The 24,149-nt window shown below is 70.3% G+C and carries 25 protein-coding genes and 1 pseudogene; 15 read left to right on the top strand and 11 right to left on the bottom strand.

The genetic code is table 11. From position 1 onward, the window contains the following. Window positions 1–24 precede the first annotated feature (24 nt). The 4 genes from ABZU75_RS09965 (at window position 25) to ABZU75_RS09950 (ending at window position 5,079) form a co-directional block, all read left to right on the top strand. Entirely contained in the window at window positions 25–1,227 is a 1,203-nt protein-coding gene (locus tag ABZU75_RS09965) for a CoA transferase (RefSeq protein WP_355551446.1), read from the top strand. A gap of 64 nt (window positions 1,228–1,291) precedes the next feature. Next, window positions 1,292–2,188: a cyclase family protein gene (locus tag ABZU75_RS09960; protein ID WP_355551444.1), complete on the top strand. Its 897-nt coding sequence runs from the start codon at window positions 1,292–1,294 to the stop codon at window positions 2,186–2,188. Continuing rightward, window positions 2,181–3,617, top strand: a complete 1,437-nt coding sequence (locus ABZU75_RS09955) for an MmgE/PrpD family protein (protein WP_355551442.1) — start codon at window positions 2,181–2,183, stop codon at window positions 3,615–3,617. Before ABZU75_RS09960 ends, ABZU75_RS09955 begins: the two co-directional genes overlap by 8 nt. Further along, window positions 3,610–5,079 (top strand): dihydroorotase family protein, encoded by a 1,470-nt coding sequence (locus ABZU75_RS09950; RefSeq protein WP_355551440.1) that lies wholly within the window; start codon window positions 3,610–3,612, stop codon window positions 5,077–5,079. Before ABZU75_RS09955 ends, ABZU75_RS09950 begins: the two co-directional genes overlap by 8 nt. Window positions 5,080–5,252: 173 nt before the next feature. On the opposite strand, the gene ABZU75_RS09945 is transcribed toward ABZU75_RS09950, so the two are convergent. Together ABZU75_RS09945 and ABZU75_RS09940 are read right to left on the bottom strand one after the other, a co-directional pair. Further along, on the bottom strand, window positions 5,253–5,426 hold the full coding sequence (locus tag ABZU75_RS09945; RefSeq protein WP_355551462.1) for a hypothetical protein: 174 nt from the start codon (window positions 5,424–5,426) through the stop codon (window positions 5,253–5,255). Window positions 5,427–5,586: 160 nt separating this feature from the next. Then, window positions 5,587–6,192, bottom strand: a complete 606-nt coding sequence (locus ABZU75_RS09940) for a GNAT family N-acetyltransferase (RefSeq protein ID WP_355551438.1) — start codon at window positions 6,190–6,192, stop codon at window positions 5,587–5,589. A 119-nt stretch (window positions 6,193–6,311) separates the two neighbouring features. On the opposite strand from ABZU75_RS09940, the gene ABZU75_RS09935 reads away from it, so the two are divergent. From ABZU75_RS09935 to ABZU75_RS09910, 6 genes are all read left to right on the top strand, one after another. Then, complete coding sequence (locus ABZU75_RS09935; protein ID WP_355551436.1) at window positions 6,312–7,862, top strand: ABC transporter substrate-binding protein; 1,551 nt, start codon at window positions 6,312–6,314, stop codon at window positions 7,860–7,862. Then, on the top strand, window positions 7,859–8,839 hold the full coding sequence (locus tag ABZU75_RS09930; protein WP_355551434.1) for an ABC transporter permease: 981 nt from the start codon (window positions 7,859–7,861) through the stop codon (window positions 8,837–8,839). Before ABZU75_RS09935 ends, ABZU75_RS09930 begins: the two co-directional genes overlap by 4 nt. Continuing rightward, window positions 8,840–9,658 carry an ABC transporter permease gene (locus ABZU75_RS09925; RefSeq protein WP_355551431.1) on the top strand — a complete coding sequence of 273 codons (819 nt, stop codon included), beginning with the start codon at window positions 8,840–8,842 and terminating at the stop codon, window positions 9,656–9,658. Continuing rightward, complete coding sequence (locus ABZU75_RS09920) at window positions 9,655–10,602, top strand: ABC transporter ATP-binding protein (protein ID WP_355551429.1); 948 nt, start codon at window positions 9,655–9,657, stop codon at window positions 10,600–10,602. Before ABZU75_RS09925 ends, ABZU75_RS09920 begins: the two co-directional genes overlap by 4 nt. Next, window positions 10,595–11,254 (top strand): ATP-binding cassette domain-containing protein, encoded by a 660-nt coding sequence (locus ABZU75_RS09915; protein ID WP_355551426.1) that lies wholly within the window; start codon window positions 10,595–10,597, stop codon window positions 11,252–11,254. Before ABZU75_RS09920 ends, ABZU75_RS09915 begins: the two co-directional genes overlap by 8 nt. 194 nt (window positions 11,255–11,448) lie before the next feature. After that, window positions 11,449–11,946, top strand: a complete 498-nt coding sequence (locus ABZU75_RS09910; RefSeq protein WP_355551424.1) for a hemerythrin domain-containing protein — start codon at window positions 11,449–11,451, stop codon at window positions 11,944–11,946. Between the two features lie 145 nt (window positions 11,947–12,091). On the opposite strand, the pseudogene ABZU75_RS09905 reads toward ABZU75_RS09910, so the two are convergent. Together ABZU75_RS09905 and sigJ are read right to left on the bottom strand one after the other, a co-directional pair. Next, window positions 12,092–12,232: pseudogene (locus tag ABZU75_RS09905) on the bottom strand (IS5/IS1182 family transposase); the annotation flags it as partial. A 28-nt stretch (window positions 12,233–12,260) separates the two neighbouring features. After that, window positions 12,261–13,196 (bottom strand): RNA polymerase sigma factor SigJ, encoded by a 936-nt coding sequence (sigJ, locus tag ABZU75_RS09900; protein WP_355551422.1) that lies wholly within the window; start codon window positions 13,194–13,196, stop codon window positions 12,261–12,263. Window positions 13,197–13,341: 145 nt separating this feature from the next. On the opposite strand from sigJ, the gene wrbA reads away from it, so the two are divergent. The 3 genes from wrbA to ABZU75_RS09885 all read left to right on the top strand — a co-directional run bounded on the left by wrbA (window position 13,342) and on the right by ABZU75_RS09885 (window position 15,371). Beyond that, complete coding sequence (gene wrbA / locus ABZU75_RS09895) at window positions 13,342–13,950, top strand: NAD(P)H:quinone oxidoreductase (RefSeq protein WP_355551420.1); 609 nt, start codon at window positions 13,342–13,344, stop codon at window positions 13,948–13,950. 98 nt (window positions 13,951–14,048) lie between these two features. Next, window positions 14,049–14,402 carry a hypothetical protein gene (locus tag ABZU75_RS09890; protein WP_355551418.1) on the top strand — a complete coding sequence of 118 codons (354 nt, stop codon included), beginning with the start codon at window positions 14,049–14,051 and terminating at the stop codon, window positions 14,400–14,402. 57 nt (window positions 14,403–14,459) lie between these two features. Next, the gene (locus tag ABZU75_RS09885; RefSeq protein WP_355551415.1) at window positions 14,460–15,371 is read left to right on the top strand and encodes a LysR family transcriptional regulator; all 912 of its coding nucleotides are present in this window, start codon (window positions 14,460–14,462) and stop codon (window positions 15,369–15,371) included. Between the two features lie 173 nt (window positions 15,372–15,544). Here ABZU75_RS09885 and ABZU75_RS09880 read toward each other — a convergent pair whose 3' ends face one another. From ABZU75_RS09880 to ABZU75_RS09860, 5 genes are read right to left on the bottom strand one after another with little or no spacing between them, the layout of a single operon-like run. Next, entirely contained in the window at window positions 15,545–16,351 is an 807-nt protein-coding gene (locus ABZU75_RS09880; protein WP_355551413.1) for a serine hydrolase, read from the bottom strand. A 53-nt stretch (window positions 16,352–16,404) separates the two neighbouring features. Then, window positions 16,405–18,012 (bottom strand): D-aminoacylase, encoded by a 1,608-nt coding sequence (locus ABZU75_RS09875; protein ID WP_355551411.1) that lies wholly within the window; start codon window positions 18,010–18,012, stop codon window positions 16,405–16,407. Beyond that, window positions 18,009–18,773 (bottom strand): amino acid ABC transporter ATP-binding protein, encoded by a 765-nt coding sequence (locus ABZU75_RS09870; protein WP_355551409.1) that lies wholly within the window; start codon window positions 18,771–18,773, stop codon window positions 18,009–18,011. Before ABZU75_RS09870 ends, ABZU75_RS09875 begins: the two co-directional genes overlap by 4 nt. Further along, entirely contained in the window at window positions 18,773–19,693 is a 921-nt protein-coding gene (locus ABZU75_RS09865; RefSeq protein WP_355551406.1) for an amino acid ABC transporter permease, read from the bottom strand. The genes ABZU75_RS09870 and ABZU75_RS09865 overlap by 1 nt, the downstream gene beginning before the upstream one ends. Then, window positions 19,684–20,568 (bottom strand): ABC transporter substrate-binding protein, encoded by an 885-nt coding sequence (locus tag ABZU75_RS09860; RefSeq protein WP_355551404.1) that lies wholly within the window; start codon window positions 20,566–20,568, stop codon window positions 19,684–19,686. Before ABZU75_RS09860 ends, ABZU75_RS09865 begins: the two co-directional genes overlap by 10 nt. Before the next feature lie 144 nt (window positions 20,569–20,712). Between ABZU75_RS09860 and lysA the strand changes: the two genes are divergently transcribed. After that, complete coding sequence (lysA, locus tag ABZU75_RS09855; protein WP_355551402.1) at window positions 20,713–21,996, top strand: diaminopimelate decarboxylase; 1,284 nt, start codon at window positions 20,713–20,715, stop codon at window positions 21,994–21,996. Between the two features lie 121 nt (window positions 21,997–22,117). On the opposite strand, the gene ABZU75_RS09850 is transcribed toward lysA, so the two are convergent. Continuing rightward, window positions 22,118–22,633: a MarR family transcriptional regulator gene (locus ABZU75_RS09850; protein WP_355551400.1), complete on the bottom strand. Its 516-nt coding sequence runs from the start codon at window positions 22,631–22,633 to the stop codon at window positions 22,118–22,120. Between the two features lie 39 nt (window positions 22,634–22,672). On the opposite strand from ABZU75_RS09850, the gene ABZU75_RS09845 reads away from it, so the two are divergent. Next, window positions 22,673–23,599, top strand: coding sequence for an EamA family transporter (locus ABZU75_RS09845; protein WP_355551398.1), 927 nt, complete (start codon window positions 22,673–22,675; stop codon window positions 23,597–23,599). 178 nt (window positions 23,600–23,777) lie between these two features. Here ABZU75_RS09845 and ABZU75_RS09840 read toward each other — a convergent pair whose 3' ends face one another. Further along, window positions 23,778–24,035, bottom strand: coding sequence for a hypothetical protein (locus tag ABZU75_RS09840; protein WP_355551396.1), 258 nt, complete (start codon window positions 24,033–24,035; stop codon window positions 23,778–23,780). Window positions 24,036–24,149: the final 114 nt, after the last annotated feature.

Genomic DNA, 24,149 nt, shown 5'->3' with positions numbered 1-24,149 from the left:
ACCTTTTCTGACCTGGGAGTAAGCATGCGCGACGGACCACTGGAGGGCCTGCGGGTCGTCGACGCCTCGACGATCCTGGCCGGGCCGCTGTGCGCCCAGATCCTCGGCGACTTCGGTGCCGAGGTGGTGAAGATCGAGCATCCGACGGCGGGCGACGGCATGCGCGGCCACGGCGAGTCCAAGGACGGTGTCTCGCTGTGGTGGAAGGAGATCTCCCGAAACAAGCAGACGATCGGGCTCAGCCTGTCCGCGCCCGAGGGGGCCTCGCTCTTCCTGCGGCTGATGGAACGCACCGACGTGCTCATCGAGAACTTCCGGCCGGGCACCCTGGAGCGCTGGGGACTGGGCCCCGACAGGCTGCACGAGGTCAACCCCGGGCTGGTCATCGTCAGGATCACCGGCTTCGGGCAGACGGGGCCGTACGCGGGGCGGGCCGGGTTCGGCACGCTCGCCGAGGCGATGAGCGGCTTCGCCCACCTGACCGGCGAGGCCGAGGGACCGCCCACGCTGCCCGCCTTCGGGTTGGCCGACAGCATCTGCGGCATCGCGGCCTCGTCGGCGACGATGATGGCGCTGTGGGACCGCGAGCGTGACCCGGAAAAGCGCGGTCAGGTCGTCGACATGAGCCTGCTGGAGCCCATCTTGACGGCCGTCGGCCCCTCGCCGACCGTCTACCAGCAGCTCGGGACCATCGCGCACCGGCACGGCAACCGTTCCACCAACAACGCGCCGCGCAACACCTATCTCACCTCCGACGGCCACTGGGTGGCGGTCTCGACCAGTGCCCAGACGATCGCCGAGCGGGTGATGCGCCTGGTCGGGCACCCCGAGGTGATCGACGAGCCCTGGTTCGCCACCGGCGCGGGCCGGGTCCAGCACGTGGAACTGCTGGACCGGCTGCTCGGCGACTGGGTCGCCGAGCGCACCCGGGAGGAGGTCGTCGCGGAGTTCACCGCGGCGGGCGCCGCGGTCGCCCCGGTCTACGACGCCCGGGACCTCGTGGAGGATCCCCACGTCCGCGAGACCGGGATGCTCACCCCCGTCGACGACGCCGACCTCGGCTCCGTGCTGATGCACAACGTGATGTGGCGGATGTCGCGGACACCGGGCCGGATCCGGTTCACCGGCCGTGACCTGGGAGCCGACACGGACCGTGTGCTCGTCGAGGAGCTGGGCTGTGACCCCGCGACCCTGGGCGACCTACGAGAACGAAAGATCATCGCCTGATCCGCGACGGCGCGGTGACGCGTCGATCGGGGGGACAGACGGACATCGGGAGAGACGAGACGACGTGAGCACATCCACCACCCTGGCCACCTCGCCGGGAGAGACGGTACGCGACCCCCTGTTGGAGGCGGTACGCGGCGGCGTGACCGTGTACGACCTGGGCCGCCCGTTCTACGCGGGCATGCCACAGTCGCCCAACCACCCCGCGTACACCCACACGCTCCCGCGCCGCCACGGCGACAAGGTGCGTCCCGACGGTGGGTCGGCGGCCAACGACATGCTCGTCATGGGCACCCACGTGGGCACGCACATCGACGCGCTGGCCCATGTGTCCCACGACGGCAGGCTGCACGGCGGGGCGGACGCGGCGGCGGCCTGTGTCGGGGGCCGCTACCCCGAGCACGGCATCCACACGGTCGCGCCGATGGTGTGCAGAGGCGTGCTGCTCGACCTGCCCGCCGCGCTCGGAGTGGCCTGCTGCGAGCCGGGCTACGAGATCACCCCGGCCGACCTCGACAGGGCCGTACGGGAGCAGGGCACCGAGGTCGAGGCCGGTGACGTCGTGCTGATCCGCAGCGGGTGGGGCAGCCGTTTCTCCGACCCCGACCGCACGGTCTACATCGGCTCCGAGTCCGGCGTCCCAGGGGTGGGGGAGGCGGGGGCGTACTGGCTGGCCGAGCGCGGGGTGCGTGCCGCCGGGGCCGACACCATCGCCTTCGAGTGCCTGGCTCCGGGGCAGGGGCACAGCGTGCTGCCCGCGCACCGGGTGCTGCTGGTGGAGTCCGGCGTCTACATCATCGAGACGATGAACCTGGAGGAGCCGGCCCTGCACGGCGTGCACGAGTTCACCTTCGTGCTGTCGCCGCTGGCGCTCTTCGGCGCCACCGGCTCGCCGGTACGGCCGCTGGCGATCGTCGGCCGGAGCGCCGAGGCCGCCGGGGAGGCGGATCGCCGTGGCTGAGCCGACGCTCGGCCGCCAGCTGGCCGACTTCGCCGCCGACACCTCCTACTCGACGCTGCCCGCCGACGTCGTCGACAGCGTCCGCAAGCGAGTGCTCGACGTGATCGGGCTGTGCGTGGCCGCGCACCGGCTGCCGACCAGCGCCGCCATCGTGGAGTACGTCCGCGACCAGGGCGGGCGCCCCCAGGCCCACATCGTGAGCGGCGGCTCCGCGGTGCCCGCACCGCTGGCCGCCCTCGCCAACGGGGTGCTCGCCCACTCCCTCGACTACGACGACACCCACCTGCCCTCGGTGCTGCACCCCAGCGCCTCGGTGGTCCCGGCCGCGCTGGCCGCCGCCGAGCTGGCCGGGGCGTCCGGCCGCGAGACGATCCACGCCATCGCGGTCGGCCTGGAGGTGTGCGTACGGATCGGCATGGCGGGCTACGACCGTGAGGCCGGCAACTCGACGTTCTTCGAGCACGGCCAGCACGCCACGTCCATCTGCGGTGCCCTGGGGGGCGCCGTCGCCGCGGCCGTGCTGCTCGGCCTGCCGCGCGAGGGCGTGCTCGACGCGCTCGGCGTCGCCGCCTCCACCGCCTCGGGCATCATCGAGGCCAACCGCACCGGCGGCACCGTCAAGCGGCTGCACTGCGGGTGGGCGGCGCAGTCGGCGGTGACCTCGGCCGAGCTGGTCAGGCGCGGCTTCACCGGGCCGCCGACCGTGCTTGAGGGCAGGTTCGGCTTCTTCCAGGCGTTCCTGCACGGGCGGTACGAGGCCTCGGAGATCACCTCCGGTCTCGGCACCGACTGGGCGGTCCCCGGGATCTTCTTCAAGCCCTACCCCGCCAACCACTTCGTGCACACCGCCGTGGACGCCGCGATCGGGCTGCGTGAGCAGGGGCTCGACCCCTCGCGGGTGGAGAGCCTGACGCTGGGCGTCCCCGCGCCCGTCATCCGGACGATCGGCGAGCCGATCGAGGGCAAGCGCGCTCCCGAGACCGGCTACCAGGCGCAGTTCAGCGGTCCGTACGCGGTCGCGGCCGGGCTGCTGGGCGGCGGCGGCCTCGGCGTGGGGCTGGCGGACTTCACCGACGAACTGGCCCGCGACCCGCTCCGCAGGGACCTCATGGCCAAGGTCGAGGTGGTGGCGGACGAGCGTGCCACCGAGATCTTCCCCCACCAGTTCCCCGCGGTGCTGCGCGCCCGCGACGCCGACGGCCGCGAGTGGAGCCAGGAGGTGCTCACCAACAGGGGCGGCCCCCAGCGGCCGCTCTCGGCGGGCGAGCTGGCGGCGAAGTTCCGCGACAACACCGAGGGGCGGCTGTCGGCCGCCGCCATGGACGCCGTGACCGACCGGGTGGCACGGCTCGACGAACTGGACGACATCGGAGACCTGCTCCGCCTGGTGGCGGAGCCGCAGCACGCGACAGGAGACGGCCGTGACTGAGTATGACCTGCTGGTGAAGAACGTCCGCGTGGTCTCGCACGACCGCGACGAGCCCGTCGAGGCGGACATCGCCATCAAGGACGGGCGGATCGCCAGGGTGGAGCCCGGTCTGGACGCCTCGGCGGCCCGCGAGGTCGTCGACGGCGCCGGCAAGCTCGCCTTCCCCGGCGTGGTGGACGCCCACCAGCACTGGGGCATCTACAACCCGCTGGGCGAGGACACCGTCTCGGAGAGCAGGGCCAGCGCCCAGGGTGGCGTCACCACCGCGCTGACCTACATGCGGACCGGCCAGTACTACCTCAACAAGGGCGGCGAGTACGCCGACTTCTTCCCCGAGGTGCTCGACGCCGCCGCCGACCGCGCCTACGTCGACTACGGCTTCCACCTCGCGCCGATGTCGCGTGGCCACATCGGGGAGATCCCCGACCTGATCGAGCGCTTCGGCGTCACCTCGTTCAAGGTCTTCATGTTCTACGGCAGCCACGGCCTGCACGGCCGCTCCGCCGACCAGAACTCCTTCCTGATGATCCCGCCAGGGGAGCGCTACGACTACGCGCACTTCGAGTTCGTGATGCGCGGCGTGCAGGCGGCCAGGGAGCGCTTCCCCGACCTCGCCGACGAGATCTCGCTGTCGCTGCACTGCGAGACCGCCGAGATCATGAGCGCGTACACCAAGATGGTGGAGGACGCCGGAGACCTGAGCGGCCTGGCCGCCTACCACGCCTCCCGGCCGCCGCACTCCGAGGGCCTGGCGGTCTCCATCGCCTCCTACCTGGCCCACGAGACCGGCCTGCCCACCATCAACCTGCTGCACCTGTCGTCCAGGAAGGCGGTGGACGCCGCGGTCCGGATGGCCGGCGCGTTCCCGCACATCAACTTCCGGCGCGAGGTGACCGTCGGCCACCTGCTGGCCGACATCACCACCGCGCACGGCCTCGGCGGCAAGGTCAACCCGCCGCTGCGGCCCCGCGAGGACGTCGAGGCCCTGTGGGAGTACGTGCTGGACGGCACGGTCGACTGGGTGGTCAGCGACCACGCCTGCTGCCGGGACGAGACGAAGTTCGGCGAGCCGCGCGACGACATCTTCGTGGCCAAGTCCGGCTTCGGCGGGGCGGAGTACCTGCTCCCAGGGATGATCACCGAGGGCCGTCGGCGTGGCCTGTCCTACGGCCGCATCGCGGCGCTCACCGCGCGGAACCCGGCCGTCCGCTACGGCCTGCGCACCAAGGGCGCCATCGCGGTCGGCCTGGACGCCGACCTGTGCCTCGTCGACCCGGACAAGACCTGGACCGTCCGGGCCGCCGAGTCGGAGTCGACCCAGGAGTACACCCCGTTCGAGGGCTTCGAGCTGACCGCCCAGGTCACCGACACCTTCGTCCGAGGCCACCGGGTGCTGGACGGCGGAAAGATCGTCGGCGACCCGGTGGGCCGCTACATCCACCGTCCCACCGGCATCGCCTGACCGGTTCTTTCGGAACGCGACCGGGCCCCGCTCTCCGAGAGCGGGGCCCGGTCGCGTTCGTTCACGGCGGTTCAGGGGCACCCCTGGCCGGTGCCCGGATTCACAGAACGGCGCCGGCCGGCGCGATCACCCTCATTCATTCCATGACGCTGCGCCAAGCCCCCCGATCGGCCTCAGCCGCGGCTACTGCTCGGTGGGCGCAGTCCGTCCAGAGCGAAGGCGAGCAGACGCTCGCCCTGGGCGGCGGAGGTCTGCTCTCCGGCCCAGGCCACCGCGTTGATCAGGGCGTACAGGTCCGATGCCGTGACGTCGGCGCGTATCGCGCCCGAGGCCCGCGCGCGATCCAGGAGCTGTTCACCACCCGAGAAGGCTGAACGTCCTCACGGCGGCGACGGCGGCGTTGAGGTGGTTGACGGTCGGCGCCTGCCAAGGGAGCCCAACGTCAATCCCCGGCACCGGGAGCCGATGATTTCTGTCCGCCGGTCCTGGGGTCGGCTGTACAGGTCCTCAGAGCACTCTCGTCATGAACGCGCTGTTCGGGTCGGGTTTGTAGTCCGCGAACGGGTCGCAGTACTCGAACCCGAACTTCTCGTACAGCTTCCGGGCCGGCAGGAAGAACTCGGCCGCCCCGGTCTCGAGGCTCAGCCTGGTGAATCCCATGCGCTTGGCCTCGGTGACGATGTGCTCCAGGAGGAGGGACGCGATTCCGCTCCGCTTGCGCGTCGGCCTGGTGCGCATCGACTTGACCTCCGCGTGGTCCGCGTCCAGCCTCTTGATCGCGCCGCAGCCGACCAGGCTGTCACCGTCCATGACCGACCAGAACGTGATCTCGGGCCTGCGCAGGCTCTCCAGGTCGAGGGCGTGCTTGCTCTCCAGCGGAGTGATGGACCGCATCTCCTGGACGTGCTCGTCAAGGAATCCGGCGATCTCCGGACCGGAGAGGTCATCGACTGCGATCTTCAATCCTGTGCCCATCCTTTCTTGGAGACACTTGATGTCAAGGTGGTCGGGTGCCTGGTGGGTGTCCTTCCGTTCGTTGATCGTATAGGCGCCGTCCCTGCCGTCCCGTCGCGGCCAGGTCGCGACGGTGAGGCTCTCGTCGGCGCGGATCACCGGGGCCGATCTCCGCCATCCTCGCCGCCACGGCGCGTAGCGGGGACAGATGCAACGTGATCTCCGGGGGGTTCATCCCAAGTTATTGCAAGTAATATGCAACTGATAGAACTTCTCTTGTGACAAAACTTCTCCAGAAGTCCGCCACGCTGTGCGTCGTCCTCGCTCTGGCCGGTGCGGCCTGTTCCGCCCCGCAGGGGCCGGCCGACCCGCCGGATGACACGTTCGTCATCGGCCTGAGCTCGGAATTCGACAATTTGAGCCCGGTGCTCGGGTTCTCTCCCGACGGGGGATCGTTGATCTTCGACGGGTTGATGAGCCGGGCACCCGACCTGACGATCAAGCCCGCGCTCGCCGCTGAGCCGCCCACCGTCTCCGAGGACGGGACGACCGTCACCTTCACCCTGAAGGAAGGGCTGAAGTTCCACGACGGCAAGCCGCTGACCAGCAAGGACGTGGAGTACACCTACGAGGCGCTGCTCGATCCCGCCAACAACTCCACGATCAGGAGCGACTATTCGGCGATCAAGGATGTGGCGGCTCCCGACGCGCGGACCGTGGTGTTCGGTCTTCGGTATCCCTATGCGCCGTTCGTGCAGCGCAGCACGCTCGGCATCGTGCCCATGGGCACGATGGAGAAGACCAAGCCGGTCGGCAGCGGCCCCTACCGGTTCGTCTCCTGGACGCCCGGAGACAAGATCGTGCTGGAGGCGAACAAGGAGTACTGGGGCGGCGCTCCGGCGATCTCCAGGTTGGTGCTCGCCTTCGCCCCCGACGACAATGTGCGCGCGACCCGGGTTCGGGCAGGCGAGTTCGACGCCACCGTGCTGCCGCCGAAGGCCGCCGTCGGCTTACGCGGCCGGCAGGACGTGACCGTGTATGACGTACCGAGCGCGGACTATCGCGCGATCATGTTCCCGATGACCCAGCCGGTGACCGGCGACCGGGCCGTACGCAAGGCGTTCAGCCTGGCCCTCGACCGGCAGGCGATGGTCGACACGATCCTGGCCGGCGCGGGTGTTCCCGCCTACGGGCCGATCTCGCCCGACACCGGATGGCACAACCCCGAAGTGACCGGTGACACCGATCCCGAAGCCGCCGGCAAGCTGCTTGACGAGGCGGGCTGGATCATGGGGAAGGACGGTATCAGGGAGAAGGACGGCAGGAGTGCCGAGTTCACCCTGATGTATCCGGCGGGCGACTCGCTGCGCAAGGAACTCGCGCTGGCCGCCGCCTCCGACGCCAAGAGGATCGGTCTGCGGGTCGAGCCGATCGGCCTGGACTGGGACGCGATCGAAGCGCGACTGGACAGGGACGCGGCGGTCATGGGGTTCGGCAGCCCGTATGACCCCGACTACGTCAACTACGAGCTGTTTCACTCCGACTTCAAGGGCCAGGGCTTCTTCAACCCGGGCCGCTACGACAACCCCGAGGCCGACAGGCTGCTGGAGCAGGGCAGGGCCTCGGGCGAGCAGGCGGAGCGCGAGCGGATCTACGCCGACTTCCAGAAGGTCATCAGGGACGACGAGGTCTACTCGTACCTGGTCTTCCTCAAGCACGTGTACGTGATCCGCGGCAGGTACGAAGGGATCGTGCCGGGCGTGGACGGTCACGAGCACGCCACCGGAGGCCTGTTCGCCGGCATCCACACCTGGAAGCCGGTCGCGTGAGAGCGGTACTCAAGATGATCGCCTGGCGGGTGGCCTTCGCGGTGCCACTGCTGGTGACCGTTACGATCGGCATGTTCGCGCTGGCCCAGGCCTCCCCCTTCGACCCGGTCAGGCAGTATCTCGGCGAACGCGCGCTGGTCACCTCTCCTGAGGTGGTCGAGTCGATCAGGCAGAACTGGGGCCTGGACCGGCCGGTCCTCGAGCAGTACGCCACCTGGTTCGGCAACCTGGTCAGCGGCGAGCTGGGCGAGTCGCGCTCCTTGCATCGGCCGGTCGGCGAGATCATCGGCGAGCGGCTGGGCTGGACCCTGCTGGCCACCGGCTCGGCGCTGGTGCTGATGTTCGTCGGCAGCCTGGTGGTGGGTACCCTCGCCGCCTGGCGGCGCGGCTCCTGGGTGGACCGGGCGATCACCGGCGGCGCGTTCGCCAACGAGGCCGCCCCGGTGTTCTGGCTGGGGCTGCTGGCCATCTGGGTCTTCGCGGTCCAGTTGGGCTGGCTGCCGGCGGGGGGCCTGACCGACGCGGCGTCGACCACGATCAGCCCCGCTGATGTGGCCGCGCACATGGTCCTGCCGGTCGCGGTGCTGGCGATCTCCCAGTCGTCGTGGCTGGTGCTCTACGTGCGGGAGTCGGTCGTCGGGGTGCTGCGGGAGGACTTCGTGATCGGCGCGCGCGCCCGCGGCCTGCGCGAGCGAACCGTGATCGTGCGGCATGCGCTGAGGTCGGCGCTGCTGCCCTTTCTCACCCTGCTCGGTGCTCGGATGCCGGAACTGGTCACCGGCGCGATCCTGGTCGAGACGATCTTCTCCTGGCCCGGCGTCGCCGCGGCCTCGGTACAGGCGGCGCTGGCCGTGGATTTCCCGCTGCTGGCGGCGCTCACGCTGCTGGGCACGGCGGCGGTGCTGGTCGGCAACCTGCTGGCCGACATCGCCTACACCGTGGCCGATCCGCGGGTGCGCACCTTGGGGGTGGGCTGAATGCCGGTGAAGTTCAAGTTCGCGGCCGGCACCCTGGTGCTGCTGGCGCTCGCCGTACTCCTGGTGCCGCCTGTCGTGCAACTCGACCAGAGCCTGGTGGACCTGCGCGCGGCCGGGCAGCCCCCCTCTTTCGCACACCCCCTCGGCACCGACGAGGTCGGGCGGGACGTGCTGATCCGGTCGATCTACGGCCTGCGCGTCTCCTTCCTGGTGGGCCTGGTGGCCGCGCTGGTCAGCATGGTGATCGGCGGACTCGTGGGCCTGGCGGCCGGCAGTCTGGGAGGACTGCCCGACCGCCTTCTCATGCGGGTGGTGGACGGCTTCAACGCCCTGCCGCACCTGCTGTTCGGCATCTTCATCGTCGCGCTGTTCGCGCCGAGCGCCGCCGCCGTGGTGGTCTCCGTAGGTGTGACGCACTGGACCACGGCGGCGCGGATCGTACGCTCCGAGGTGCTCTCGCTGCGCTCGCGCCCGTTCGTGGAGGCGGCGATCTCCGGAGGCTCGACCAGGATGCGGGTGGTCCGCCGCCATCTACTACCGCACCTTTTCCCCCACCTGATGCTGGCGACGGTGCTGATGATGCCCCACGCGATCTGGCACGAGACCGCGCTGAGCTTCCTCGGCCTGGGACTCCCGCCGCACCTGGCCTCACTCGGCAACATGATCAACGATGGGCAGCGCTCGTTGCTCACCGGCGGCTGGTGGTCGAGCCTGATGCCCGGCCTGTTCATCCTGGTACCCACGCTGGCGGTATCGGTGCTGGCCCAGCACTGGCGTGACCGCCGCAACCCTCGCTGGAGATCGGAGCTGGAACTGTGACTGGAACTGTGACCGGCCGCGGACGGCTATGGGTTCAGGGGCTGAGCGTCAGCTTCCGCATCCCCGGCGCGCTGGTGCAGGCGGTCAGCGAGGCGACCTTCGAGGTACGGCCGGGTAGCTGCCTGGCCCTGGTGGGTGAGTCCGGGTGCGGCAAGTCGGTGCTCGCGCACGCGCTGCTGGGCCTGCTGCCGGACAACGCGACCGTCTCCGGCCAGGCATGGCTGGAGCACGGCGAGGAGTCGATGGAACTCCTCGGCGCCTCGCAGGCCGTACTGGCCAGGCGGGTGCGCGGGCGGGCGATCGGGCTCATCCCGCAGAGCCCGGCCACCCACCTCACGCCGGTGCGCACGGCACGGGCGCAACTCCAGGAGGCCATGCGCGAGCTCGGCTCGCACGCCACGGCCGATGACCTGGCGGCGCGGTACGGCCTGCGCCCGCAGGAGCTGGACCGCTACCCGCACGAGCTGTCGGGCGGCATGGCCCAGCGCGTGGCGAACGCGATCGCGCTGGCAGGCGACCCGTGGCTGGTGCTGGCCGACGAGCCGACCAGCGGGCTGGACCGGCCGCTGGTGGACCGGGCGATGGCGACGCTGCGCGAGCTGTGCGACGAGGGACGTGCCGTACTCCTGATCACGCACGACCTGCGCGCCGCCGAGCGGGTCGCCGACGACCTCGCGGTGATGTACGCCAGCCGCCTGGTCGAGGTGGGGCCGGTGGCCGAGGTACTCGGGCGCCCCCGCCATCCGTACACGGCGGGGCTGGTGGCGGCCCAGCCGGATCGGGCGTTCGTCCCCATCCCCGGCCTGCCGCCCGAGCTGACCCGGCTGCCCGAAGGGTGTGCGTTCCGGTCGCGTTGTGGCCACGAAACCGAGCGGTGCGCCGTGCCGCCACCGATGGACGGCGGCGTGGCCTGCCACCACGCCCTGGGGGACAGGCATGCTTGAAGCGTCCGGAATCACCGTCAGGTATGGCAGGCACACCGCACTGGACGAGACGTCCCTGACGATCATGCCCGGTAAGGTGACCGGCCTGGCCGGGCCGAGCGGCTGCGGGAAGTCGACGCTGGCCAGGGTCATGGCGCTGATGCTGCGTCCGGCGTCGGGCACGCTCACCGTGGACGGCACGATCGTGACGCGCTGGCGGCAGCGCGCGGCCCGCGACCTGCGCACCCGAGTGGCCCTGATCTACCAGCAGCCCAGGCTCTCAGTGGACCCGCGTCTCAAACTCGCCGAAGTGATCGGCGAGCCGCTGACCGCGAACGGCCGGCCGGACGAGGGGCGCGTCAACGAGCTGGCCAGGGAGACAGGTCTGACCGGCGACCTGCTCACCCGATGGCCGCACGAGGTCTCCGACGGGCAGTTGCAGCGGGCCTGCGTGGCCAGGGCACTGACCTTGGAACCCCGCTACCTGATCTGCGACGAGATGACCACCATGCTGGACGCCTCCACGCAGGCACACCTGGTCGGGGTGGTGAACGCCTACCGGGAGCGTACCGGGGCGGGAGTGCTGGCGATCAGTCACGACCCGATCCTGCTGGATCGCTGGGCCGACGAGATCGTTGGCTTCGCCGGACCCGGAGATCTGTCTCCATCATGAGCGCGATCTTGTACGTGGATCGCACCGGCATCCCCTCACCGTGGGAGCGAAACGGGGCGGGTCGCCCTTTCTCCGGCCGGTGCGAGTGCGGGTTGACCGATCGTCGCGATGATGATGAGGTTCTGTGCCAGCGTCGCGGTGCACCCGGCAAAGAGATCGCCGAGGGTATGGAGGCGCCGGAACACTGGACGACCGTGGAAACACCCGATGGACGCCTGATGGCGTTCGGCAACCAACTGATCGAAGTACATCTCTGGCTCCGTGAGGAGCTCGACGCACTCCGCGAGAACGTCGAGGCCTACCTCGACGGCGGCGCGCGCCCCCGCGAACTGCGGGCCCACTGCCTGACCTTCTGTTCCGCCCTGAACCGGCACCACACCGGTGAGGACGACGGCGCGTTCCCCGAGCTCGCCGAGCGGTTTCCCGAACTGCGCCCGGTGCTGGACGAACTGCGTCGCGACCACCGGCTGGTGGAGGACTCCCTCAGGAGGCTGGAGGCGCTCGTCGGCGGCCTGGACCAGGAGACGGATCCGGCCGTGGTGCGCAGCGAGCTGGACAGCCTCGCCGCGCTGATGGAGACGCACTTCGTCTACGAGGAGAAACGCATCGTCTCGGCGCTCAACGCGCTGAACGTGCCGGGCTGGGATCGTTCCCGGCCCGGCTTCCTGCTCAGCGACGACAAGGAACGCTGATCGGCCCGTCCTGACCGGGTCATCGGAACCCGGTCAGGACGGCCGATCAGCACTCCTCGCCGCGGCACTGCGATCGTGCGGGCCGTCGTCCTGAAAGCGATCGCAGCTGGTGGGGCCTGTTTTAAGAGCGGCCGCCGGTAGCTGGTCACCGGAGTCGGCGTGATGTGGGTCGGGTGTCCCGGCGGTAGCGGGGTCCTGCTCGGCGGATGAGTGCGCGGACGGTGACGAACGCGGCGGCCAGGCAGAGGTGGAAGCCGGCAACCTCGCCGCCGCGTTCGAGGCAGCGGGCGGACCCGATGGTGCGAAGGCGCGTGTCAGCCCGCCGTCCAAGGCCGGAGCTTGTCGGGGTTGAGTACTGCCCAGATGCGCTTGATCCGGTCGCCTGCGACGTCGAACGCCAGCACCGACACGGTGACGCCGTCCAGTTGGGCCACCAGACCGGGCTGACCGTTGACCGTACACTCCAGGATCGTCGCCTTGGGTACCGCGCTGGTCCGATCGGCGAAGAAGCGCGCGATCCGCTCGGCGCCTTCGATCGGGCGGAGTACGGCGCTGACGAGTCCGCCACCGTCGCCGGTCGCCGTGGCGTCGGGGTCGAGCAGACCGATGAGGGCGTCGATGTCCTTGGCCGCCCATGCCTGCTTGAAGGCTCTGACGATGCCGGCGCGCTGGGCCGCCGGAGCCGCGGGAGCCCGCGACGCGTGAATGCGACGGCGGGCCGAGGAGGCCAGCTGGCGGCAGGCCGCCGGGGTACGGCCGACGATCTCGGCCACTTCGGCGAAGGAGTAGCGGAAGACGTCGTGCAGGATGAACGCGACCCGCTCGGCCGGGGTCATCGAGTCGAGCACGACGAGGAAGGCCATGTTGACCGACTCGTCGAGGGTGACCCGGTCGGCCGGGTCGGCCGTGGTGCCCCCGCACCGCCCGCTGATCCACTCCGTACGCTCGGGCAGCGGCTCCGGAATCCATTCGCCCACGTAGCTCTCCCGCCGGGCCCGTGCCGAGCCGAGCAGGTCGAGGCAGATGCGACCGGCGACCCTCGTCAGCCAGGCGCCGGGGGATTCGATGCCTTCCTGCTGCTGCCGGGACATGGCGTACCAGCGGGCGTAGGTCTCCTGGACGACATCCTCGGCATCGGCCAGGGAGCCGAGGAGCCGGTACGCGAGATTGGTCAGCCGGCGCCGCTCGCTCATGATCGCGCTCAGGCCCGGATCGAGCCGGCCGTCTCCTGGCTCGGATGGGGTGGTCACGGTGTCCCCGGCTTTCCTTGGTCGCATCTTCCCTCACCAGTTCGACGAGACAGCGCACCGAACTGTGAGGTCGGCGAATCGCCTCACATTCCGGAGGGTTGTGTCGTCGTACCGATGAACCGAACGCGAAGGAAGGAAACCGATCATGGAACCCGTGAACGTCGCGATCATTTACTACAGTGCCACAGGCATCGTGCACGCCTTGGCGCAAGCCGCCGCCGAGGGCGCGGAAAAGGCCGGCGCACACGTGCGACTGCGCAAGGTCGCCGAACTGGCCCCACCGGAGGCGATCAGCGCCAGGCCGGACTGGGCCCGACACCTCCAGGACACCGCCGATGTCGCCGAGGCCGGCCTCGACGACCTGGCCTGGGCCGACGCGGTGCTGTTCGGTACCCCCACCCGCTTCGGCAACCCGGCCGGCCAGCTCAGGGCGTTCATCGACACCACCGGTGGCCTGTGGTATCAGGGCAAGCTCGCGGACAAGGTGTACTCGGCTTTCACCGCCTCCAACACCGCCCACGGCGGGCAGGAATCCACCCTCCTGGCGCTGGGGAACACGTTCTACCACTGGGGTGGCATCATCGTGCCCCCCGGCTACACCGACCCCATCCAGTTCCAGTCGGGCAATCCCTACGGCACCTCCCACGTGGCCGGCGATGGCCCACCCAGTGAGGTGGCCTTGCAGGCGGCCCGTTACCAGGCTCGCCGCGTCGTCGACACCGCGGCCTCACTCAAGGCCGGCCGCGCCGCCTGATCCAGCACGGAACACCAGCGGGGCCGGTACGGCACAGAGCACAAGGATCCGCCCGGTTACGCTGGCCGGCAAGAGATATCCGTCGTGATGGAGGTTCTGTGCGATATCGGGGGCCGCTTCCGAAGCGAGCGATCGACCGTTTCAACACCTGTGTCCTGACGTTGCGCTCCTCTCCTCGATGGGGCCGGCTGATCAGCGGACGCCTCACGGTCGTCACCTATACGGGACGCCGCTCGGGACGCACCTTCAGCACGCCCGTCGCCTTCCGGCGCGCGGCCGACACTGTCACGATCGGTGTTCAGTTCCCCGACGCCAAGATGTGGTGGCGCAACTTCTTGGCCGAGGGGGGTCCGATATCGCTGCAGCTGGATGGGATCGATCGCACCGGGCATGCGATCGCCAGACGTGACGAAGCGGGCCGCGTCACCGTCACCGTCCGTCTGGACGGCTGACAAGCCATCCGAGGACCCCGGCCGTCCGGCCGCCTCGCCGGTGCCGATACTGGAACGGTGCTGAGCAGCCAACGCCTGCGGGTGCTTCTGGAGATCTTCAGGACGGGGAGCATCGCGGGAGCCGCCCGTATCCTGCGGCTCTCGCCCTCCGCGGTGTCCCACCAGCTCTCCAAGCTGGAGGAGGAGGCCGGCGTGGGCCTGGTCGAGCGGGGCGCGCAGAGCCTGCGGCTGACCGCGGCCGGGCGGCGGCTCGCGACCCGGGCGCAGGAGGTGCTCGACATCATCGAGGCGGCGGAGAAGGATCTGCTGGCGCAGGCCAGGGCCGACGCCGGGCAACTGCGGATCGGTTTCTTCGCCTCCGCGGGATACCGGCTGCTGCCGCTGGCGCTGTCGACCTTCACCGCCCGCCACCCCGCCGTGGAGCTCGACCTGGTGCTCGGCCAGCCGCACGAGCTCCTGCCCGACCTGGAGCGCGGCGCGCTGGACGTCCTGGTCGTCTTCGAGCACGCGCTCGATCCCTGGAAGCCGCCGGAGGGGGTCGAGGTCACCCACCTGTTCGACGAGCCGCAGCTTCTGGTCGTGCCGCCGGGCCATCCGGCGGGGCAGCGGCAGCGGGTACGGCTCGCCGACCTGGCCGGCGAGCCGTGGATCACCACGTACGGCACCGACACCCCGGTCTCGGTGCTGGAGCGTGCCAGCGCGCTGGAGGGGTTCAGCCCGATGATCCGTTGCCGTAGCGACCACTACGAGGTCACGCTCGGACTGGTCAGGGCCGGGCTGGGGGTGGCGCTGGTGCCCAGCCTCGGCGCGCAGGGGGCCTCGGGCATCCAGGTGTGCAGGTTGGACGGGCCCCGCCTCTATCGCAGGATCGGCGCCGCCACCCGTCCGACCAATCCCAACCCGGCGCTGCGCTCCTTCATCGACTACCTGCGCGACGCCTCGGCCCAGATCCGCAACGCCCTGCGCTGACTCCTCGGCGGGCCGGTACTCCGGCCCGCCGATCGGGGCGGGGGCTTCTTCGCCGAGGCCGGGGACATCGACGACGTTCTCGCCACAACGGTGCCGGATACGACGTGCGGGTGGAGCAGGCCCTGCCGAGGTGCCGGGGGACACGCCGGCGTGGCCGGCCGGCGTGTCCCGGGTCAGCGGTCGGGAGGCAGGCCGGCCAGGCGGCCGATGGCCAGGCCGGCCTGGCGGGCACGCCCCACCAGGGCGTGCTCGCCGCCGGCGGGACCGCTGGCCAGCACGGCGTAGCCGATCCGGCGCCCGGCGCCGATCATCACACCCACGTCGGCCCGCACGCCGACGTCGGTGCCGGTCTTGTTCGCCACCCACACCGTCCCGGCGGGAACGGATCCGGGGATCTCCCGCTCCTCCGGCTCGCTCGGCAGCAGGGCGGGAACCAGGCTCCGGTCGGTGTTGCAGGCCATCCAGCCCAGCAGGAGCCGGGTCCACTCCCGCCGGCCGTCGAGCCCGGCCGCGAACCGGGCGAGCTCGCCCGCCGTACCGACGGCGAAGGTCGGCGGGTGCGAGGGCAGGCGCGGCTCGCGGATCCGGTCGAGGATCCGCGTCCGCGCGAAGCCGAGCGCGGCGGCGCCCTCGGCGACCCGGTCCAGGCCGAGCCGGCGCAGCAGCGCGTTGGTCGCGGTGTTGTCGCTCACCGACGCGGTGAGCACGGCGAGGTCCCCGATCGCCCAGCGCCGGCCGGACAGGACGCCGAGGAGACCGGAACCCCCGCAGCGGTCATCCTCCCGCAGCTCCACGATCTCGGCGGGATCGAGCTCCCCATCGATGATCCCCCGTGCCACCACGGCGAGCAGCAGCAGCTTGCCGACGCTGGCGAGGGGCAGCTCGGTGTCCTCGTGGACGGAGATCAGCCCCGGCACCGACACGGCCACCCTGGAGATCACCGCGGCGCCGCTCTCACCCGGCAGGCCGAACTCTGTCATCGCCTCATCCTCCCGGAACCCGTCGTCCTTCCCGAGGTCATCGTCACCGTCGATCACGTGGCCAGCACCGTCCCCGGCCGGGCGCCGGTCTGGGCACCGTCGCGGACCACGCTCTCACCGGCGACGATCACCGAGTGGACTCCCGTCGGCGGGACCAGCGGCGCGGCGAAGGTGGCGCCGTCGGCGATCGAGCCGGGGTCGAAGACGACTAGGTCGGCATGGGCGCCGTCACTGATCACGCCACGCCCCGTCAGCCCGAACCTGGCCGCGGCCATGCCGGTCATCTTGTGCACCGCCGTCTCCAGGTCGAGCAGTCCCAGCTCCCGGGTGTAGTGCCCGAGTACGCGGGGGAACGTCCCCGCCCAGCGCGGGTGGGGACGGCCGCCGGGCTTGGGCACGCCGTCGGAGCCGATCATCGAGTACGGCGCGGCCAGCACCCGCCGTACATCGTCCTCGATCATGGAGTGGCTGATGATCGTGACCTCGCCCCGCTCGGCGACGAGCAGGGCGGCGGCCACGTCGAGGGGGTCCTGGCCGCGGGTGGCGGCCAGCTCGGCGATCGTGTGCCCCTCCGTCTCGGGGTGGCGTGGCGCGCAGGCGATCGAGATGCGGTCCCAGCCGCCGTTGCCGACGGTGTTCTCCCAGCCGGGGACGCCCTCGGCGATGGCTCGGCGCATCCGATCGCGCTGGCCGGGGTCGGCCAGCCGCGCCATCAGCGCGGACACCCCACCGTCCGAGGCCCAGGGCGGGAGCATCGCGCCCAGCGCCGTGCTTCCCGCGGTGTAGGGGTAGACGTCGCAGGTCACGTCCATGCCCTCGGCCCGCAGCCCGGCGATTCTGGGCAGGGTGCGCTCGGTGCGTCCCCAGGCGTACTTGCCCGCCGTCTTGTGGTGGGAGACGTGCAGCGGGGCACCGCTCCTGCGCGCGATCTCGACGGCCTCCTCCAGAGCCTCCTCCACGCGTGACATCTCATCGCGCAGGTGGGTGACGTACGGCTTGCCGTGCCCGGCCGCGACGGCGGCCAGCGCGACGACCTCGTCGGTACTCGCGTAGGTGCCGGGGGTGTAGATGAGCCCGCTGGAGAGCCCGGCCGCGCCCGCCGAGAGCGCCCGGTCGAGCAGCGCGCACATGGTCTCCAGCTCGCCGGGGGTGGCGGCCCGATCGACGGGGCCGATCACTCCGGCGCGGAGCGTGCCGTGCCCGACGAGGGAGGCGAGGTGGTTGGCGCGGGGCACGGCCGCATGCGCGGCGGCGAACTCGGCGAAGCCCTCGTACATCCCGACATCGCCGCCGAAGTAGACCCGGCTCTCCGCGCGCATCGCGGCCAGCCGTTCCGGCAGGGCGGGGAAGAGACTGGAGCCGCAGTTGCCGCAGATCTCCGTGGTGACACCCTGCAGGACGGCGGCCTGGACCATGTCGCCGCCCACTTCCCCGTCGATCAGGGTGACGCCGTCGGAGTGGGTGTGCACGTCGATGAAGCCGGGGGCGACGACGAGGCCGGTCACATCCTCGGTGTGGCGGGAGCCGGCCGGGGCTCCCGGAGGCAGCAGCGTGAGGCGACCGGCGAGGACACCGACGTCGGCGGAGCGGGCGGCATCGGGCGCCGCCGTACCGTCGACCACCAGGCCGCCTCGGAGCAGCAGATCGAAGTGGGGGATCACAGGACCTGTCCGAGGAAGGTGCGGAAGCGTTCGTGGCGCGGGTTGGCGAGCACGTCGCGGGGGTGGCCCTGCTCGACGATCACTCCGCCGTCGATGAAGACCAGGCTGTCGCCGACCTCGCGGGCGAAGCTCATCTCGTGGGTCACGACCATCATCGTCATCCCGCTGACGGCCAGGTCCCGCATGACCGCGAGCACCTCCTGGACCAGCTCGGGGTCGAGCGCGCTGGTCGGCTCGTCGAAGAGCATGAGCTTGGGGTCCATGGCCAGACTGCGGGCGATCGCCACGCGCTGCTGCTGGCCGCCGGAGAGCTGGGCGGGGTAGTGGTCCGCGCGGTCCGCCAGGCCCACCCGTTCCAGCAGTTCCAGCGCCCTCCTCCTGGCGTCCCCCCTGGAGACGCCCTTGACGACCACCGGGCCCTCCATGATGTTCTCCAGCGCCGTGCGGTGCGGGAAGAGGTGGAAGCGCTGGAACACCATGCCGATGTCCTGCCGCTGGCGGCAGAGCCGGGCGGGGCTCAGGTGGTGGAGCCGGTCGCCCTGTTCGGCGTAGCCGATCAGGTCGCCGTCCACCCGGATGCGGCCGGAGTCGATGGTCTCCAGCCGGTTGACGCAGCGCAGCAGTGTTGACTTGCCGGACCCGGACGGGCCGACGACGCAGACCACGCCGCCTACGGGCACGTCCAGGCTGATGCCGTTGAGCACCTCGACGGAGCCGAAGCGCTTGCGCACCGAGCGGATGCTCACCATGGGTTCGGCCATCAGACGTTCCCCCTGCTGAACGGCCGCAGGTTGCGGCGGACCCTGACCTGCAGCGTGTGGTGGCCGCGCTCGAACCGCTTCTCGATGAAGTGCTGGCCGACGCTGGCGATGGTGGTGAGCACGATGTACCAGATGGAGGCCACGACGAGCAGCGCGATCACCTCGAAGTTGCCGAGGTAGATGCGCTGGGAGACGGTCAGCAGCTCGGCCCCGGCGATGACCGAGACCATCGAGGTGGTCTTGAGCATCGAGATGAACTGGTTGCCGGTGGGCGGGATGATCACCCGCATCGCCTGGGGAAGCACCACCCGGCGAAGCACCTGCCGGTGCGACATGCCGAGCGCCTCGGCCGCCTCGCGCTGGCCGGGGTCCACCGAGCGGATGCCCGCCCGGACGATCTCGGCCATGTAGGCGCCCTCGTTGATCGCCAGACCGAGCAGGGCCGCGGTGAAGGGCGTGATCAGCTCGTTGGCCTGCCACTCGATCAGCTTGGGGCCGTCGAACGGCACGCCGATGCCGAAGGAGGGGAAGACCAGCCCGATGTTGAACCAGAAGATGAGCTGGACCAGCAGCGGGGTGCCGCGGAAGAACCAGGTGTAGAGCGCGGAGGCGCCCCGCAGCACGGGGCTGCCGGACAGCTGCATCACCGCGGCGAGGATGCCCAGCGCCAGGCCGATCGCCATCGACAGCACGGTGAGCTGGATCGTGACCCACAGGCCGCCGAGGACCCTGCCGTCCATCAGGTACGCGGCGATGACGTCCCAGTGCAGGTTCTCGTTGACGATGATCGTGTAGGCCAGCCAGATCAGGACGAATCCGGCGACCGCTGCCGTGATCCACCGGCCGGGCCGCGGCGGGCGGAGCGCGTCGATCGGCAGGTGCGGATTCTCGGTGTCCGCGGCGGTTCCGGTCACTTCCATGGCTTGGTGTTGACCGTCACCTCGGGCACGGCGTTGCTCGCGACGCCGTACTTCTCCAGGACCGCCTGGTAACCGCCGTCGGCGGTCAGCTCCTGCATCGCCTTGGCCACGGCGTCGCGCAGCGCGGTGTTGCGCCGGTCGATCGCGATGCCCCAGGGACCGGCGTCGTACTGCTCGGGCAGCACGTCGTACTTGCCGGTCTCCTTGGCGTACATCGCCGCGACGGGCGAGTCGACGATGGTGGCGACCGCGCGGCCGGAGTCGATGCTCAGCAGGCCGGTCGGCGCGTCCTCACTCTGCATGATCTGCATCTTCTTGGCGCACTTCTCGTCCTGCCGTTGCCCGATCGCGAGGTTCGAGCTGCCCTTGGCCAGCACGACGGTACGGCCGCACAGGTCCTCAAGGGTCTTGATGCCCTCGGGGTTGCCCTTCTTGACCATGATGGCCCCGCCGGCGTTGAAGTAGTCGACGAAGTCGACGGCCGCGCGGCGCTCCTCGGTGTCGCTCATCGAGGACATCACCACGTCCCACTGGCCTGCCTGCAGACCCGGGATCAGGCCGTCGAAGGCGGCGTTGGTCACCTTGGCCTTCAGGCCGAGCTTGGCCGCGATCGCCTCGGCGAGGTCCGGATCGACGCCGGTGAGCTGCTGGGTGCCCGGCTTGTACATCTCCATCGGCGGGTAGCCCTCCGAGGTCGCCATCCGGAGCTCGCCCTTCTTGCGGACGGCCTCGGGCACCAGGTCCTTGGCGGTCTTGCCGGCCGCCGAGGTGGCGCCCGCGCCGACGTCGGTTCCCGACGACGAGCGCCCGCAGCCGCCGGCGAATGCCGACACCGCCAGCGCGACAGCGATGACCGAATACAGGCGCTTTGTCACGAAATCTCCCAGTTTGCGAATAGTTGAGCTTATGGTGTCGATGGGAGGTAACGGCCCCAACACACGTGAATGCTTGCGAGCCTTGGCATCGAAAACTTCGCTGCTAAGACCGGACAAAAGCCATCAGTCTCTACCTTCGACACCATGACCTTGGTGATGGAGAACGGCTGGCCGCGCACTGCGGCATGGACCGGCGGGGAACTCCGCATCGGCGGGATCGGCGTGCGGGAGCTCGCCGCCGAGTTCGGTACGCCCGCCTACGTCCTCGACGAGGAGGAGTTCCAGGGCCGCTGCGCGGAGTGGCGGGAGGCGCTCCCCGACGGGGAGGTGCACTACGGCGGCAAGGCCTTCCTCTGCCCCGAGGCGGTGCGCTGGCTGGAGGCGGCCGGACTCTGCCTCGACGTGTGCACCGGAGGCGAGCTGGCCGTGGCCCTGGCCGGGGGCATGGACCCCGCGCGGGTGGTCTTCCACGGCAACAACAAGTCGGTCGCCGAGCTGCGCCGCGCCGTCACCTGGGGCGTCGGCTGCGTGGTCGTGGACTCCTTCACCGAGATCGAGCGCCTGGCCGCCCTCGCGGACGAGACGGGGGTACGGCAGCGCGTGATGATCCGGGTCACCCCCGGGGTGGAGGCGCACACCCACGAGTTCATCGCCACCGGGGGCGACGACTCGAAGTTCGGGTTCTCGCTCAGTGCCGGACTGGCGGCCGAGGCGGTCCGCCGGGTCCTGGCCGCCACCTCACTGGAGCTGACCGGGCTGCACTCGCACATCGGCTCGCAGATCACCGATCTGGGCGGCTTCACCCTGGCCGCCCGCCGGATGGCCGACTTCCTGCTGGCCTGCGAGCTTGAGCACGGCGTGACGATCCCCAAGCTCGACCTCGGCGGCGGCCTGGGCATCGTCTACCGGCCCGGCGACCCGGTCCCGCCACGCCCGGCCGAGGTGGTCGCGGCGTTGCGTGAGGCCGTACCCGCCCGGGTGCGGCTCGCCGTCGAGCCGGGCCGCTCGATCGCCGGACCCACCGCCGTCGCCCTCTACGAGGTGGGCACAGTCAAGGAGATCCCCGGCGTCAACACCTATGTCAGCGTGGATGGCGGGATGAGCGACAATCCGCGCCCCGCCATGTACGGCGCCGCCTACACCGCGCTCCTGGCCTCCCGCTCCTCGGATGCCCCGCTGCGTAAGGTCACCGTGGTCGGCAAGCACTGCGAGAGCGGCGACGTGCTCGTCCGAGACCTGCCGTTGCCCGCCGACGTACGGCCCGGCGATCTGCTGGCGATCCCCGCCTCGGGGGCCTACCAGCGGTCGATGGCGAGCAACTACAACCATGTGACGCGGCCCCCGGTGGTCGCCGTCCGCGATGGGGCCGCCAGGGCGATCGTGCGCCGGGAGACCGAGGAGGACCTGCTCCGCCTCTACCTGTGTTGACGAGTACGGAGCCGGGGCCGGGCGCCACCCGTCACGTCCACCGCCCCGTCTGACCGGCTCAGACCACGACCGGGCCCTCGCTCTTCGGGCGGGGGCCTGTTCTCGTCCGTCCGCGAGCGGCTCAGGTATCCGTCCGGAGCGGGGTTTCGAAGCGGGTCAGCCAGGTGGCGAGGAGTGATTCGAGCTGCGCGGCCTCTTCGGGGGTCAGCTCGTCGAGGAGGCGGCGTTCGTTGCGTATGTGCTCGGTGAACGCCCGGTCGATCAGCTCCTTGCCCACGGCGGTGAGCGCGACCACCCGGCCGCGGCCGTCGCTCTCGCTCGGGCGACGGGTGACCAGCCCGTCACGTTCGAGCCGGTCGATGCGTTTGGTCATCGCGCCGGTGGTGACCATGGTGAAGGCGGCCAGCTCTCCGGGGGCGCGCTCGAACGGTGCGCCACCGCGCCGCAGGGTGGCGAGGACGTCGAACTCTCCCTCCCCGAGCCCGTACCGCCGGTAGACGACACAGAGCTGTTCGGTGAGGTGCCCGGCCAGGCGATGCAGGCGCCCGATCACACCCTGCGGGCTCACGTCCAGGTCCGGCCGCTCGCGAGCCCATTCCTGCTGGATGCGGGCTACGTGATCCAGAGGTTCGCTCATGTCTGGAGTATAGCTTCCAAGGAAGCTATATTGTCTTCCATGGAAGTTAATTTTCGCTGGGCATTGGTCACGGCGATGGCGCCGATCGCGTGGGGGACGACCTACTTCGTCACCCACCAGTTCCTCCCGCCCGGCTACCCCCTGTACGGGGCGGTCATCAGGGCGCTGCCCGCGGGACTGCTGCTTCTCCTCATCGGCAGGAAGCTTCCTCGGGGGGCGTGGTGGTGGAAATCCCTGGTCCTCGGCACCATCAACATGAGCGCGTTCTTCGCGCTCGTCTACCTGGCGGCCCAGCTGCTTCCGACGAGCGTCGCCTCGACGATCATGGCGACCTCGCCCGTCGTGATGATGCTGCTGGCCTGGTCACTGCTCTCGGAGCGCCCGAAGGTCCTGCACCTGACCGGAGCCGGCGTCGGCATCGCGGGTGTCTGCCTCATGTTGCTCACCGGCGCGGCCGCCGTCGACCCCCTGGGCGTGCTCGCGTCCGTCGCGGCCATGGTGATGTCGTCGTTCGGCTTCGTGCTGGCCAAGAGGTGGAGCGCCGAGGTCGACGTGCTGTCGTCGACCTCGTGGCAGCTCATCGCCGGGGGCGTCGTCCTGCTGCCCTTCGCCGTCGCGGTGGAGGGCTCGCCGCCGAGCCTGGACGGACCCGAGATCATCGGGTTCGGTTATCTCAGTGTTATCGCGACGGCTCTCGCCTTCGTCGCCTGGTTCGCCGGACTGCGGCACCTGTCGGCAGGAACGGTGGGACTCGTCGGGTTGCTGAACCCGGTGACCGGGGTGCTGCTCGGCACGACGATCGCCGGAGAGGTGCTCACCGCGCAACAGCTCTGCGGGCTGATGCTGACCCTCCTCGGCATCCTCCTCGGGCAGCCCGTCGCGGCCCGCCTCGTCGCGATGAGGCGGCAACGAGGCCGGGCGAGGCCGGCGGGACCTGCCCGGCGTCGAGAACGAGTCGGCCGCTGACGGTGCCGTGTGGTTTACGTCGGCGCCTTCTCCAGGAGGCCACGCATTCCCGCACGCCGATATCGGGCCCGGCCGATGGTGTTCTTGAGTTGGCCTGCCAACACGGGCGGCCTGCACGGTCGGCTCGGAACGGACTCACGGAGAGATCCGTCCCGAGCCGACGTTTACTCAGACTATTTTAGTAGTAGAGATAAAGGGCGAAGAGAGAGCCCTCGAGGTCGCACCTGTAAGCCTGGACGATGCCGCCATTGGTAATGGCTTTGAAACCGGTTCTGTTGCAGTCGTTTCTGTACTGGTAGTGGCCCGCGAGGTGCCAGGATGGGGCGGCCTGCGCGGAGACCGCCGCGGTGGTGGCGGCTGCGGCGGGGCCGGCCATGGTGCCAACGGCGAGTCCACCGGCTATCAGCGCCGCTGCGGCCAGATGACGAGTTCTCATTTTCTTCCTGCCCTTCGTGAAGAAGCACGTGCTGGACGAAAGACGACTCCGGTGAGAATCGCGTCCCGAACACGTGATTTCCTGCCGGCAGAGTGCGTGATCATGCTTGGAAAA

The sequence above is a fragment of the Streptosporangium sp. NPDC005286 genome (assembly GCF_040607515.1).
GTDB lineage: Bacteria > Actinomycetota > Actinomycetes > Streptosporangiales > Streptosporangiaceae > Streptosporangium.
This window is presented reverse-complemented; position numbering and strand designations above follow the sequence as displayed.

Bases quoted from the DNA above. Each gene is read 5' to 3' on its own strand.
- ABZU75_RS09965 (WP_355551446.1), top strand. From the start codon at position 25: ATGCGCGACGGACCACTGGAGGGCCTGCGGGTCGTCGACGCCTCGACG.
- ABZU75_RS09925 (WP_355551431.1), top strand. From the start codon at position 8,840: ATGCCGGTGAAGTTCAAGTTCGCGGCCGGCACCCTGGTGCTGCTGGCG.
- ABZU75_RS09915 (WP_355551426.1), top strand. From the start codon at position 10,595: ATGCTTGAAGCGTCCGGAATCACCGTCAGGTATGGCAGGCACACCGCA.
- wrbA (WP_355551420.1), top strand. From the start codon at position 13,342: ATGGAACCCGTGAACGTCGCGATCATTTACTACAGTGCCACAGGCATC.
- ABZU75_RS09880 (WP_355551413.1), bottom strand. From the start codon at position 16,351: ATGACAGAGTTCGGCCTGCCGGGTGAGAGCGGCGCCGCGGTGATCTCC.
- ABZU75_RS09870 (WP_355551409.1), bottom strand. From the start codon at position 18,773: ATGGCCGAACCCATGGTGAGCATCCGCTCGGTGCGCAAGCGCTTCGGC.
- ABZU75_RS09865 (WP_355551406.1), bottom strand. From the start codon at position 19,693: ATGGAAGTGACCGGAACCGCCGCGGACACCGAGAATCCGCACCTGCCG.
- lysA (WP_355551402.1), top strand. From the start codon at position 20,713: ATGACCTTGGTGATGGAGAACGGCTGGCCGCGCACTGCGGCATGGACC.
- ABZU75_RS09850 (WP_355551400.1), bottom strand. From the start codon at position 22,633: ATGAGCGAACCTCTGGATCACGTAGCCCGCATCCAGCAGGAATGGGCT.
- ABZU75_RS09845 (WP_355551398.1), top strand. From the start codon at position 22,673: ATGGAAGTTAATTTTCGCTGGGCATTGGTCACGGCGATGGCGCCGATC.
- ABZU75_RS09840 (WP_355551396.1), bottom strand. From the start codon at position 24,035: ATGAGAACTCGTCATCTGGCCGCAGCGGCGCTGATAGCCGGTGGACTC.